Here is a 13,249-nt window from a genome sequence, read left to right as displayed (position 1 = left end):
GAAGATTCATTGCTTAAGGAAAAGTGTGAGTCTGTACGCGCTGTTTGAGCCGAATTTGTCGGCTGTACCGGAGGACTGTCGATCGCCGCGATCGGAGTATGCAAAGACAGCGCAACAACAGGAATTGCCAACACCGATGCAAGTATTAGAGATCTCATAACTGTACCGTAGTGCTTTTACCGTACATGCTACCCTGTTCTGAATTTACGTCCATTGGAATGACGAACTGCTCTAGAAGCAACAAAGGGCTGAAATTCCTTTTACTTGCTGCTACAGCCCTAACAATGACACAACTCTAAATATCGAAGTTCCTGATTATTTACAAAATTTTACAGATATATTCAATGATTCGCTTTCAACTTGCACCTAAGCCAACCAAAGCGCAAAAAGCAGCACAAGGCAAAAGGGGGTTTGTTCCTGTGGCAACGCGGTGGGTGATTGAACGTCTTAATGACTAGATGGAACGGTGTAAAAGCTTGCTCAAGAACTTTAGCGCACCTTGGGTCATGCAACTGCAAAGATCAGTCCTTGTTTCATCCGCTCGATGCTGAAGCGCTTGGTGCTTAGATGAGTTCTATAGGGTGTACTTTCGTTCAAGTTCGGATTCTAACTTAAGTTAGAGTCAGCCTTCTACTCTGCGATGGCACGGCTAATCTATCAATTTGCACTATAAAAAATTTGACTTGCTATAGGCGACAGCTTGAGAGCGATCACTTATATTGAATTTATGCAAACAGTCATGCAAATGGATCGAGCAATTAAATTGCACGGTTCTATGCTTGATGTAAATGTAAAAAGATGAGTGACGATTCTAGCCACAGCTCCTTACTTGTACCACCCTCAACTCAAGATTGGATTCAAGGTATTTTGAATGCCAAGGTAGTGCTGGTCATGTACGGAGACTATCAAGACCCCAGAAGTGCAGACGTTTACAAGCTGATTAAAGCGATCAAACGAGAGCTTAGTACTTCTTTTGGAGAAGATTATTTATGTTTTATCTTCCGCCACTTTCCGCAAGCACAGATTCATCCCCGTGCTCAACGAGCAGCCCAAGCCGCCGTTGCCGCCGCCGCCCAAGGAAAGTTTTGGTTGATGAGCGACACTTTATTTGACCATCAGCAAAGGTTGGAGAACGGTTATCTGATCGAGTACGCCAATGATTTAGGGCTAGACATGCCTCAATTTCTCAAAGAGTTGTCTAAACAAGTGCATGTCGATCGCATCAATGAAGACATTGAAGGCGGAATACAGAGTGGGGTGACGACTGCCCCAGCCCTGTTTATCAATGGAATTTGGTATACCGGGCACTGGAACACGACGGAGTTGATGGCGGCCATGATTGCTGCAAGTCGTTAAGCTCCCCGATCCCTAACCCCAATTTATATCTCACTTGTTTGTTAGTGCTAGTCAGCGATCGAATGCGCGATCGCTAGTTTTTGCCTGATTTGTTGAAAAACTTGCCAAGTTCCGAACCATGCTAACAACTACAACGCCAACCATTGAAGCTAGTTATAAAGGCTTAACGTACACCCGATTGCAGCAAGTACTTGACTATATTCAGACTCACCTCGATTCGGCAGAGCCGACGCTACATGAACGAGAATTATCACTGGCTGAACCTGCAAAAGTGATCAACGTTAGTTCGACTTACTTTGCGAGTTTGTTAAGCAAGCAATGGGGATTTCGCCCCATCAGTACGTGATTAAACAGCGCGTGGAACGAGCAAAAGTAATGTTGAAGAAGACGGATTTTGCGATACGTGCTACGCACAGGCTACGCCAACGCAGACATTGCTCTACAAGTCGGCTTCTCCAGCCAAAGCCATCTGACCCAACAATTCAAGCGCATTACGGGAATGACCCCAAAACAGATTCGCTAGCGTCCAAGCACTACATTCACGCACCAGTCAAGGAGACCAAGATGAAGTTTAAAGCAATTAAAGGACATCAGGGAATCGGAATGGAAGTGAAAGATGTGACTTACGTGGAGGCCGCCCGGTGGGGTAAGCATCGGGGGTGGCGGTATGTTCTGGGATTAGTAGTCATCTTCTTTGTGGGGCTGGTGGTCGGCGGCATCGCCACCCCCCGTATCGCGTTCCTGTTTGGCGGTCAGGAGGGGCTTGCAGCGTTCAGTCGGCTGGATTACGCCGCATTCGGTCCCGTGGGGGGCTTCGTTGCGATCACGGCAATTTTTCCGTTCTTCCTCGCGGGAATCTTGATCGCCGTCACCCTCGTTCACCGTCGCCACCCCCGAACGCTGATCACGGCTCGGGAGCAGATAAGTTGGCGGCGTGTCGGTCAGGGGTTTGTGGCGTGGTTCGTGCCATTTTGGCTGATCGCTGGACTGGGACAGTACTTCTTCTATCCCGACACCTTTTCCTTTAACTTCGACCTCGCAACGTTCGCACTCTTCGTCCCGCTGGCGCTAGTCTTTACCGCGATCCAGACGACTACGGAGGAGCTTTTCTTTCGCGGCTATATTATGCAGGGCGCGAGCATTGTTTGGACGAACCGCGTGTTTCTGGCGCTGGTGCCAGCTACGATCTTCGCCCTAGCGCACCTGCTCAACCCGGAGGCAAGCGCGGGCGGTTGGCTCACGGTCTTCTTCAACTACTTCCTCGTTCCGGGGCTGGTGTGGACCGTGGTTTCGTTGATTGACGGAACCACCGAACTCGCCATCGGCGCACACTTCGCGAACAACATCGGCGGCAATCTCTTGGTGGGCGTAGCCGGAAGCGCCGTGAACGCACCGGCTCTGTTCACAATCAGCAAATTCCACGCGACCTACACGGCGCTATCGATGCTGGTTGTAGTACCCGTGTTTCTGGCGATCGCCTACGGAGTGTTCAAGCGTAAAACCCCAACCCGTTTTTCAGAGCCACGGCAAGATCGTGGGTGATCTTGTCAGTTTGCAAACCTATCAGTTGCGCCGAGACACAACTCCGAAGGAACCGCAGCATACTTCAATAAGGAATTCATCATGCAATATCTTTCACAGGACTTAATCCTTCTTGCACTCAATCCCCAAACTGGGAAAACTCGCTTCTCTTGGTACTCTGCACTCGACTACGGCTTGGTCGGTTCTTTATTACTAGACTTAGTACTGCAAGGCAAACTTGAGATCGACAACGACAATCGTGTGATCGGTGCGATCGCAGTCAACACAGGCAATGAATTCTTGGATCAACGCCTGAGTGAGGTTCTAGCATCGTCTCGTCCTCGAACTGCAAGGTTCTGGGTGACTCGTTGGAGACGAAGATATCTAGGAATTCAAACGATTGTGTTGCAGAACTTAGTTGATTTAGGTGTTTTAGAACGACAAGAGCAGCGCATTCTTGGACTGTTCCCAACGCAGCGATATTTTCTAACCGATGAATCCATTCAACATGAGATTATCCAGCAAGTTCGTGCAGCCGTGTTAGAAGGCATTGGACTGGATTCTCGGATGGCAGCATTGATTAGTTTGATGCAAGCCTCTCACCTGACCGATGCGGTGTTCAGACCTGAAGAACGTCCTGAAGCGCGATCGCGAATTAGAGCGATCGCAAGAGAGGAACTGGTCGGTCAAGCAGTTTCAAAGGCAATTTTAACCATTCAAGCAACCACTTTTGGTGCAATCAGTGGCGGATGAAATTATTAGGGGTTGTATAGAACAATAGTTCGGACAATTTTTGATAGAAAAAGTTTTCTGCCAGAATTGTCCGGAGTGTTGTTGTCATTACATGGCAAGTGAGTTCTGAACATTAGTGTCTAAATCGGATGCTGCCGAAACGAACTTGCACTTCACTCTAAGAATTTGAAAGAAATCGAGCTTTAGAAATCATTACATCGAAGTTAGGTGAGGCAAGAATCTGAAGCAGCAACAGAATTAAGATTGTACCTTTGTCCACAACGTCAACTCAGAATGGATCGGACAAAAATGAGCATTCAATTAATCACGCCTGAAAAGCACGACCTAGGTGGGTTTAGCGTATAGCACATCTTACAGAGTGAAACCCTAAAAAATGGTTGGCCCTTTCATCCTCTTTGATCACTTAGGCCCATCTGTTTTCCCGCCTGGAAAAGGTGTCGATGTTAGGCCCCATTCACACATCAATTTAGCGACGGTACCTATTTGTTTGAAGAAAGCCTTCTGCAAAGAGACAGTCTAGGTACAGTACAAAAGACCTTTCCTGAACGAGTTTGACTCGCTGGGTGAAGAGGCTCAACGTCAAGTAACCGATCTCGTTATAGATATCAAGCAGGATAGATATCAAGCAGGCTTCGCTTCAAGCGCGTGAGTAAACAAAGAATTCGGCAACGATCGCGAATGAAATAAGAATCTGAAAGAAGTTAAGCATTGGAATCAATACAGTTGAGATGGAACAAACTAGGAGAATCTAACGTGGTCAAAGAGCAACCTGTAGACAAACAGGCAGTACAGGCAACCCCCAACCTGACACCTGCTCAGGAAGCTTTACAAGCGGTCTGGGAAGAGCATATCGGGCACGAATTTGGTACTCACAGCCCTGAAGATGCTCTCGCTACAATGGTTGAGGACGCTTACGTGAATCACATTCCGGTAATGACTGGGGGAGTAGGGAAACCGGCACTGCGTGAGTTTTATTCCAAGTACTTCATTCCACAGATGCCGCCGGATATAGATCTGGCTACGGTCTCGCGCACGATCGGAACCAATCAACTCGTCGATGAAATGCTGGTTAAGTTCACTCATACCATCCGGATGGACTGGATGCTACCCGGCATTGCTCCGACCGGGAAACAGGTTGAAGTGCCAGTGGTCGCGATTATTCGGTTCCGTGACGGCAAGCTAGCCCATGAACACCTCTACTGGGATCAGGCGACTGTATTGGTTCAGCTCGGCATGCTTGATCCGGTTACGCTGCCCGTTGTAGGGGTTGACAGTGCACGCAAGGTACTTGATTCGAGTTTGCCCTCAAACGCACTGCTCGATCGTGCCAGCGATCGCCACTAAAGGTTAGAACAAGCTTTCCATCAATACTTAGACCTACGATCGCAGGTTTAAATGTTCTCAGCGATTGACTGGAATGACATTGAAACAGGTTTGCGATCGCGTTTGGTGCGGTGGGTGCAAAAGTAGTCTTCTCTGGCAGACGCAAAGGAAATAGGAACACCATGAATAAGCCCAAGTTTTTTGTTACCCCCGGCTATGGGGAATACATGCTGAATAACTTGCATTACTCGCAAGCGGTCAAAATTGGCGATCGCGTAGAAATATCTGGACAAGGTGGTTGGGATGACAACCTGCAAATTCCCGAATTGCTCGCGGACGAGATTGCTCAAGCGTTTCGGAATGTGGAGCGAACCTTGGCAACTGTTGGAGCGGGTTGGGAGCATGTTGTCCACGTTAATTCCTACCATGTTGGCGGGTTGCCTCCCGAAGTTAACGAGGTGATGGTCAGGCTATATCGCCATTACATGCCCAATCATGCTCCTATTGGGACACAGGTAGGAGTCGCGGCGCTTGGACTGCCAACGATGCGGATTGAAATCCGCGTGACTGCAATTGTTCCATGAATTCCGCATCAGCGGCAACGAGCTACTGCGAAGTTAGAGAGTTACTTCCGCTGAGCGATATTGAAATTCCATCACTGTTTATTCGAAAAGGAGAGTTTGCACAGATGGAATCTATGGAGGCAGCCGTATTGACTGCATTTGATACGTCTTGAAGATAATTGCACAAGAATATGACAAAACACCCTAAGAATCTGAAAGAAACCGAGCATTAGGAGTCATTACACTCAGACTACAAAAACAGCAGACAGGAAGCAAAAACACATTCTTTGCGACCAAGGAAACTCCATGAAACTCTAACGTATGCCCGGTGCCTATTCGCTGACTGATCTCATCGTTCTTGAATGGATTGGTATGCCGCACGAAATCGTCAGGATGAGTCTTAAAAGTATCAAGTCACCAGACTATAGCTATAGCCAATTAGATTAGGACACGGACTAAAAGTCAAAATAGTCGCCGAATAAAAAGCATCATTAATCACGCAATTAAAAAGGAGTTTGATCGTGCAGAAAATCGCACTTGACGCTATCACTGAAGCCGTCATTAATCATGGCGATCGCGGCAAATCTCACCCGCGACTGTATGAAATTTACACGAGCTTGGTTCGACATTTACATGACTTTGTGCGTGAGGTGAATCTGACAGAATCAGAATTGCAGCAGGGACGTAATTTTCTCAACCAGGCAAGTCATCACACTCAAGAGATTCCCACTGGAGAGATCCATCTGTTGACGGATCTACTAGGGATTTCAGAGTTGGTAGAACTGCTGGGCGATGCTCATCATGGCACAGAAGGCAATTTAGAAGGACCATTGTATGTGCCGAATGCACCAGAACGGCAGATGGGCGATCGCTTGGGTATTGATGCAGAAGGAGATTCGCTTTTCCTGTCAGGTAGGGTTTTGGATTTGAACGGTCAACCGATCGCCAATGCTCTGATTGATGTTTGGCAACCCAATTCCAAAGGATTATATGACATCCAAGATCCATCTCAGTCGCCGGGGAATTTTCGCGGACGTTTCAAGACGAACAAGAGTGGAGAATATAGGTTTGAAACCGTAGTGCCACTAGGTTATAAAGTGCCAAGCAGTGGTCCATCTGGCGAGTTGCTGGGACTTTTGGGACGGCATCCCTGGCGGGCGGCTCACATCCATTTCAAACTCAGTGCTCCGGAGTACACTCCACTGACAACACAAATTTTTATGGCTGGCGATCCTCACCTAGACTCAGATACAACCTTTGCCGTGCGATCGGCAGTTGTTCAACTGCAAAAGCACGAAGCACCAGAGGAACTCAAGGCACGGCAGCAAAGTAAACCGTTTTACACGACTGAGTTTGATTTCGTGTTGAGACCCGTTACTTTAACAACAACCTATCAAGCAACAGATGAACACTATGCCTACATCACCAATCCACAATAATCCTCTGATTGGCATCTGGAAGTTAATTTCTGCAACCGCCATCCATGCCGATGGGAGGGTGGCTCCAGATGTGTATGGAGCAAATCCTACTGGTTATATCACATACACACCCGATGGTCACATGATGGTGATGTTTTCCAGGAGCGATCGCCCATCGTTGAGTCAGGAAGTGCGATCGCCGTTGAGTCCAGAGATGCAATCTCTACCGACTGAAGAACTTGCTCAAGCATTCACAACATTCAATGCTTATGCAGGAACTTATACCTTGAGTGGCAACACTGTAACTCATCACATTGAAATTGCGACCATTCCGAATCGAGTGAGTACAACGTTGGTTCGCACCTTTACTCTAAACGAAAACCAGGTAACACTGAGAACTTCGCCAGTCCTAAACGATGGTGTGGAGACAGTATTCGAGCTGATGTGGGAACGTATTTGATTACGTCTTGAACCCAGATTTAAGCACATGAAAGCTGCCTCTGACTTGTAGATGAGATCAGTAAACCTCAGTGCTTTAAATCAGATAAACGAAGAATGAGAACAACACAACACCTGTTTCTCAGACTTCTACAACATGGATATTTCTGGTATCAAACACTTGCAGGAGATCTAAATGTTCATCGACTACATTACACTCATGCTCATAAATCTGGTAGCTGGGCTTGTTCTGCTAGCAACCTATGTGTACTTTGGTCTTGATGAATCCAATCAGAAACGCTGGGTTCCAGGCTTTGGTATGGTTGGCGCGATCGCGTTAGTCACTGGCTTACACATGACGTTTACCTGGCCTGTGATTGGTAGTTTCAATATTGCCTATGGTGAAACAAGTGTTCTGTTTGGCATGCTATTTATTGGAACTTCCCTAGCTCTGGCAACGGGTTGGGATCTGCTCACCCTAAGTATTTATGGATTTTTTGCAGGTCTAGTATCACTTCTCATTGGCGTTCGCTTCATCAACTTAGGGTTAACACCAACACCTTTGCGGGTAGGAATTGCATTCATTTTGGTTGGCTTAGGCGGAGTGTTTTCTGCACCAACGCTTTATTTCAGAAAAAATCGGCTTTTACGAACGATTGGAGCAATTGTGTTACTTGTAGCAGCCCTCATCTTTACTCACATCGGACTAGATGCTTACTGGGCACATCTTGAAACCTTCTCGACGTGGCAACCCGGGTCGTACCGCAAAAACTGATTAGTGGTACAGCCCAAACCACCACTACTGCTGACGAGTCTACAACCCGTACTTTCCATCGCCAGATGATTGATGCTTGGAATCGGGGCAGTGGTGAAGACTTTGCTGCTCCATTTAGTGAAACTGCCGATTTCATCGCGTTCGAGGGAACCCATCTCAAGGGTCGAAGAGCGATCGCTACCGTCACGAGATTCAATACCGCTATATGTCGTAACGAAATAGATTAATTTAACTATCGTTTTGGATGCAGCAGGAAGCTCCATAGAGAAATTGCTTCACCTCCACATCTATGTTCGGGGTGAACTAGGAGAATTAATGGCAGCGATCGCACAGATTCTCGCACAATTTCTGGAAGATTCTTGTTCCACTATAACTAGTATCAATGTTGGCTCACTTGCCTGAAAACAAACATTGATTGAAGTCGATTGTATCTTTGGTGCGGTCATAGCGTCTGCGGTACGCGATCTCCAGCAACAACATGGAATTCCAGTTACAGAGCGAGTCAATCCAACTACCTGGGAAGTTCTGGACATGCACGCAAACCCCTATCGATCACCGATTCCCTGGAAACAACAGAACATTACACCACCACAAGCCATAGGAGGTTTCTAATGAACCGAAAGATTCTTTCAACCAAAATCGCAACCACAATTCTGCTCGGTGTACTCCTACTGTTCAATCTTCCATCCCTGGCTCAGGTCACTTCACAAGTAATTCCCAGAATCGAAGTAATCGAAGATTCTGAAGGGATTCCACCCAGCTACCGGTTAGTCATTAGCCGACCTCAAGACAATGTTGATGTCCTCTGTCCGACTGGTTTCGAACCAAAGTTGGACTATCTGCGAGGTGTGGAGGCGATTCAATGTAGTTCACAAGTGATTCCCAGAATCGAAGTGATCGAAAGTTATGAAGAGATTTCACCCAGCTATCGTTTAGTCATTAACCAGTCGCAGGACATCGTTTATGTCTCCTGTCCGACTGGCTTCGAGCCACAGTTAGACTACCTGCGGAATGTGCAGACGATTCAATGTCAGCCCTATACCAGTCCTCAGCAGTAAACCAGTGAGGGGCAGCAGCGAGTAGAGGAGAGATTTAGATGTCAAAGAACAATAAAGCCGTCTTAGAGGCGGCAAACGCCGCGATCGCTCAAGGCAACCATGAAGGATTTTTGTCGTTCTGCGATGACGACACGGAATGGACATTTGTCGGCGACAAGGCCCTGAACAGAAAGGAAGCCGTTCGCCAATGGATGGCAACAGAGTATATGGAAACGCCTTTGAATATTGTCGCGAACTTAATCGCTGAGGGGGATTTTGTCACGGCACTCGGCGACATCACAATCAAGGACGAAAAAGGGAGAGCGACCCATTACTCGTACTGCGATGTCTGGCGCTTTCGCGGCGGCAAGATGGCCGAATTAAAGGCTTTCGTAATCGAAACCAAGGATAAAAACCAGTAGTGCAGGGTAAGTAATCTTTACAGTCGATTACAGATGAGCTGTCGAGAATGAGCCTGTGACGCATAAATCACCGTAAGAATTACGCCCCTGGGCGAGGAGCTGATCTTCTGGGGTGTCATCGCCGCCGATTCTAGTAACGACATTGAGGATGAGTCATGGTTAAGCATAAAAACACTCGGCTGCGACTATTTGGGCTGCTGTGGTTGGCAGGCATGGCTGGGGTGATGTCCCTGGTGTTGCTGCCTTTGCCCTTGCTTCCAGAGAGTGCCCCACCTGCCGCCGTGGTCAGACTACTGATGCTGGTGCAGCCCACGGTTTTGCTATCGGTGGCGGTGCTGATAGGCGTGCTCCTGGCCCATCGGCTAGGGCTGATGGCACCGGGGGCAGAGGCGCTGGCCATGGGGCGATCGTGGCGGCAAGCCATAATTCCTCAACTGTTGCCCGGTGTGGTGGGTGGGTTGATCAGCGGCGCACTGCTGACGGCGATTACCCTGCTGTCTCGCCCGCTGCTGCCACCAGCCTTTGAGGCGGCTGAACCCACCCCGCTGCTAGTGCGATTTCTCTACGGCGGTATCACCGAAGAAATTCTGATCCGCTGGGGACTGATGACGCTGCTGCTGTGGCTGGGCTGGCGATTTGGGCAGCAGCGCCAGGGTAAACCCCAGGCCCGATGGGTGGTCGTCGCCATTGCCGTCTCCTCCTTGATGTTTGCTATGGCCCACTTACCCTATGCGATCGCCCTAGGGCTGCCGTTAACCCCACCCCTGCTGGGGCTCTTGCTAGTTCAAAATTCCTTGTTTGCAGGGGTTGCGGGGTATTTATTCTGGCGCTACGGGCTAGAGACTGCAATGATTGCCCACCTGACGGTTCATGCCGTGCTAGCCCTCATAGGTTGAGGCATGGCAAGGCCGTTCTGGATATCGCCGCGCAGTAAGCCGACGCTCGCCCTCAAGCCCGCCTTGCACGCGCAGGGGTTTGCTGATCTCGAATTCCCGCCACAGTTAAGGCGTTAAACACCATGTCTCAAATTTCTTCTAACAACCCACGAAATCGTGACTGACTCACGCCCGATTCAAGACCAACAGCTTCCCCCAGGAGGAGAATGATGCGCGATCGCAAGACCTACTTTAGACGCTTACTAACGGCCACAGCGGTGATGGTGCTGCTCCTCGCTGGGGCACCTGCCGCATTGACACAGTCTGCCCAGGGGCCAGCGGCGGAACTGGGGCGCTTCTACAACCAGGAGCTAGCCTTTGGTTCCTGTGAGGGGTTTGCAGCTACTGCCCTCGAGGAACAACTGTACGTTGACCCGTTCACTTGTGCTCGGCTCGAGGTGCCCCTAGACTACGACAACCCCACCGGCGAGACCATGCAGATTGCGGTGCTACGCCTGCCAGCGCAAGGTGAGCCGAGTGAGCGCATCGGCTCGCTGGTAATCAACCCAGGCGGGCCAGGTGGCTCAGGGATGCAAGTAGCCGTCCTTTCGGCGGTGGGTCTAAGGGACAGCCCACTGCTGCAACGCTTCGATTGGGTCGGCTTCGACCCACGTGGCGTCGGTGCCTCGAGCCCGGCGATTAGTTGTTTCACCGACGCAGAGAGTGACAGGGGCGAAAACAAAACAACCTTGTTGGGTACGTCGGGGGAGTGGACCACGGCCGACACCCGTGAGTTGATGGAAAAGTGCGCCCAGGGATCGGGGGGTGAAGCGGTTCTCGCTGCCGTCGGTACCCGAAATGTAGCCAGGGATATGGACGTGCTCCGCGCCGCCCTGGGTGACGAGACCCTCACCTTCTTTGGACAGAGCTACGGCACCCGGCTCGGCGCGGTCTACGCCGAGATGTTTCCTCAAAACGTAAGGGCAATGGTTTTAGACGGTGTGCTGGATCCTCGGCAGGGCAGCGCGGAGCGCAGACTGTCCCTTCACACGGGGTTCCAGCGTTCGTTCGAGCTGATGGCCGAGTTTTGCGCCCAGAGCCCAGACTGCCCGCTGGGCAGCGACCCCGAGGGGGCTATCGCCGTGTTCCAGGGCCTGGTTCAGCCGCTGATCGACTATCCCGTACCCGCCGGGAACGGGCGCACGGCGAACTTCTTTCAGGCCACTGGTGGCGTACTCGCTGGACTCTACACTGCCGAGGCGTGGCCGCTCATTATTGACGGCATTGCCCAGCTCAAGCACGAGGGGCGGGGCGACAAGCTCCTGACCTTGAGTGACAACCTGAGTGGCCGTGGCGCAGACGGGGTGTGGAGCAACTTCCTTGAGGCCAACCTCGCGATCAACTGCAACGACGAGGAGCGCCGCACCCCTGAGCAGGAGGCCGACCTGCGCCGCCAGATCTTCGACGTGAACCCCTTCCTCGACACCGGACGCGACGTCGAGGGCGTCACCCACGATGCCTGCGAGTTCTGGCCCGGTGAGCCGACCCTCGGCTTCCCCTACGCTCAAGACGTTGAGGGTCTACCCGACACGCTGATCGTCTCCATCACGGGCGACCCTTCCACCCCTTTCACGGCTGGGGTCAGCCTCGCCGACTCCATCGGCGGCACCCTCCTCACCGTCGAAGGCGAGCGGCACACCGTCGCCCTTGAGGGCATCAGCCCCTGCGTCAATGCGATCGTCGCCGACTACCTGATCGACCTTGAACTTCCTGCCGAGGGCAATCGCTGCGTCCTCTAGCCCCCCAGCGCCAAACCTAAGGGTTTGGAAACCCCTATCGACCATCGTACTGAACGGAGAAACCCCATGGATAAACCCAAGTTTTTCGTCACCCCCGGCTATGGGGAATACATGCTGAATAACTTGCATTACTCACAAGCGGTAAAAATTGGCGATCGCGTAGAAATATCTGGACAAGGTGGCTGGGATGACAATCTGCAAATTCCAGAATTGCTCGGGGACGAGATTGCTCAGGCGTTTCGGAATGTGGAGCGAACCTTGGCAACGGCCGGAGCGGGTTGGGAGCATGTCGTCCACGTTAATTCCTACCATGTTGGCGGGTTGCCTGCGGAGGTTAACGAGGTGATGGTCAGGCTATATCGCCATTACATGCCCAATCATGCTCCTATTTGGACACAGGTAGGAGTCGCGGCGCTTGGACTGCCAACGATGCGGATTGAAATCCGCGTGACTGCAATTGTTCCATGAGTTTTGCATCAGCGGCAGTGCTAGCCAGCGCTGCCGCTGATGCGTAGAACGAAGCGAAAATATGTAATGGCTTAGCGATCCGCCTCAGTGGGCATAGACCGATCGCCACCTCATCGTCACCACCACCTCTGACTGATTCGACCAGCTGCAAAACCTCAGCGCCGTCGTCATCCAAGCTGCCTAGGCGGCAAACGATTTAAAGATGCTGCTAGTCGTAGGGCTATGGGGCTAAAACCGTTAGGTCTGAATGGTCGCAAAATCAAGATTCCAGCCAGTTATTGGGCAAAAACCAAAAGAGCGCCCCCAAGGGGAGCGCTCTTTTCCTAATCCATCAGTGGAGTAGCCGCTCGCGACTAGCCGATGATTTCAGGAGCTTCAGCCGTAGCCAGGTCGAGGGGGAAGTTGTGAGCATTGCGCTCGTGCATCACTTCCATACCCAGGTTCGCCCGGTTAATTACGTCAGCCCAGGTGCCAATCACACGACCCTGTGAGTCAAGGATC

Annotated in this window: 15 protein-coding genes and 2 pseudogenes; 16 read left to right on the top strand and 1 reads right to left on the bottom strand. The window is 50.6% G+C overall.

Annotated features, from left to right (window positions below; genetic code table 11):
- Positions 1 to 798 precede the first annotated feature (798 nt).
- The 16 genes and pseudogenes from IQ265_RS13315 to IQ265_RS13245 all read left to right on the top strand — a co-directional run bounded on the left by IQ265_RS13315 (position 799) and on the right by IQ265_RS13245 (position 12,748).
- Positions 799 to 1,356 carry a DsbA family protein gene (locus IQ265_RS13315; protein ID WP_194054352.1) on the top strand — a complete coding sequence of 186 codons (558 nt, stop codon included), beginning with the start codon at positions 799 to 801 and terminating at the stop codon, positions 1,354 to 1,356.
- Positions 1,357 to 1,759: 403 nt separating this feature from the next.
- The gene (locus IQ265_RS28790; protein WP_347404966.1) at positions 1,760 to 1,879 is read left to right on the top strand and encodes an AraC family transcriptional regulator; all 120 of its coding nucleotides are present in this window, start codon (positions 1,760 to 1,762) and stop codon (positions 1,877 to 1,879) included.
- A 41-nt stretch (positions 1,880 to 1,920) separates the two neighbouring features.
- Positions 1,921 to 2,898 carry a CPBP family intramembrane glutamic endopeptidase gene (locus IQ265_RS13305; protein ID WP_194054350.1) on the top strand — a complete coding sequence of 326 codons (978 nt, stop codon included), beginning with the start codon at positions 1,921 to 1,923 and terminating at the stop codon, positions 2,896 to 2,898.
- An 81-nt stretch (positions 2,899 to 2,979) separates the two neighbouring features.
- Positions 2,980 to 3,630: a GPP34 family phosphoprotein gene (locus IQ265_RS13300; RefSeq protein WP_194054348.1), complete on the top strand. Its 651-nt coding sequence runs from the start codon at positions 2,980 to 2,982 to the stop codon at positions 3,628 to 3,630.
- 348 nt (positions 3,631 to 3,978) lie between these two features.
- A pseudogene (locus IQ265_RS30110) lies at positions 3,979 to 4,164 on the top strand (pirin family protein); the annotation flags it as partial.
- A gap of 219 nt (positions 4,165 to 4,383) precedes the next feature.
- Positions 4,384 to 4,974, top strand: a complete 591-nt coding sequence (locus IQ265_RS13295) for a nuclear transport factor 2 family protein (protein WP_194054346.1) — start codon at positions 4,384 to 4,386, stop codon at positions 4,972 to 4,974.
- Positions 4,975 to 5,135: 161 nt separating this feature from the next.
- A complete protein-coding gene (locus IQ265_RS13290; protein ID WP_194054343.1) occupies positions 5,136 to 5,537 on the top strand; it encodes a RidA family protein in 402 nt (133 codons plus the stop codon).
- Between the two features lie 500 nt (positions 5,538 to 6,037).
- The gene (locus tag IQ265_RS13285) at positions 6,038 to 6,955 is read left to right on the top strand and encodes a dioxygenase (protein ID WP_194054341.1); all 918 of its coding nucleotides are present in this window, start codon (positions 6,038 to 6,040) and stop codon (positions 6,953 to 6,955) included.
- Positions 6,930 to 7,394, top strand: coding sequence for a lipocalin-like domain-containing protein (locus IQ265_RS13280; protein WP_228037873.1), 465 nt, complete (start codon positions 6,930 to 6,932; stop codon positions 7,392 to 7,394). Before IQ265_RS13285 ends, IQ265_RS13280 begins: the two co-directional genes overlap by 26 nt.
- Before the next feature lie 174 nt (positions 7,395 to 7,568).
- Positions 7,569 to 8,147 carry a DUF981 domain-containing protein gene (locus IQ265_RS13275; protein WP_194054337.1) on the top strand — a complete coding sequence of 193 codons (579 nt, stop codon included), beginning with the start codon at positions 7,569 to 7,571 and terminating at the stop codon, positions 8,145 to 8,147.
- A 411-nt stretch (positions 8,148 to 8,558) separates the two neighbouring features.
- Positions 8,559 to 8,759: a peptidoglycan-binding domain-containing protein gene (locus tag IQ265_RS13270; RefSeq protein ID WP_194054335.1), complete on the top strand. Its 201-nt coding sequence runs from the start codon at positions 8,559 to 8,561 to the stop codon at positions 8,757 to 8,759.
- A complete protein-coding gene (locus tag IQ265_RS13265) occupies positions 8,759 to 9,205 on the top strand; it encodes a hypothetical protein (RefSeq protein ID WP_194054333.1) in 447 nt (148 codons plus the stop codon). Before IQ265_RS13270 ends, IQ265_RS13265 begins: the two co-directional genes overlap by 1 nt.
- Before the next feature lie 38 nt (positions 9,206 to 9,243).
- Complete coding sequence (locus tag IQ265_RS13260; protein ID WP_194054331.1) at positions 9,244 to 9,606, top strand: nuclear transport factor 2 family protein; 363 nt, start codon at positions 9,244 to 9,246, stop codon at positions 9,604 to 9,606.
- Between the two features lie 155 nt (positions 9,607 to 9,761).
- Positions 9,762 to 10,502: a CPBP family intramembrane glutamic endopeptidase gene (locus IQ265_RS13255; RefSeq protein ID WP_194054329.1), complete on the top strand. Its 741-nt coding sequence runs from the start codon at positions 9,762 to 9,764 to the stop codon at positions 10,500 to 10,502.
- Positions 10,503 to 10,711: 209 nt separating this feature from the next.
- Positions 10,712 to 12,280 carry an alpha/beta fold hydrolase gene (locus IQ265_RS13250; RefSeq protein WP_228037872.1) on the top strand — a complete coding sequence of 523 codons (1,569 nt, stop codon included), beginning with the start codon at positions 10,712 to 10,714 and terminating at the stop codon, positions 12,278 to 12,280.
- Positions 12,281 to 12,346: 66 nt separating this feature from the next.
- Positions 12,347 to 12,748 (top strand): RidA family protein, encoded by a 402-nt coding sequence (locus tag IQ265_RS13245; RefSeq protein WP_194054328.1) that lies wholly within the window; start codon positions 12,347 to 12,349, stop codon positions 12,746 to 12,748.
- 353 nt (positions 12,749 to 13,101) lie between these two features.
- On the opposite strand, the pseudogene IQ265_RS13240 reads toward IQ265_RS13245, so the two are convergent.
- Positions 13,102 to 13,249 (bottom strand): annotated as a pseudogene (locus IQ265_RS13240) (photosystem II q(b) protein); the annotation flags it as partial.

This window comes from Nodosilinea sp. LEGE 06152 (assembly GCF_015207525.1).
Lineage (GTDB): Bacteria > Cyanobacteriota > Cyanobacteriia > Phormidesmidales > Phormidesmidaceae > Nodosilinea.
This window is presented reverse-complemented; position numbering and strand designations above follow the sequence as displayed.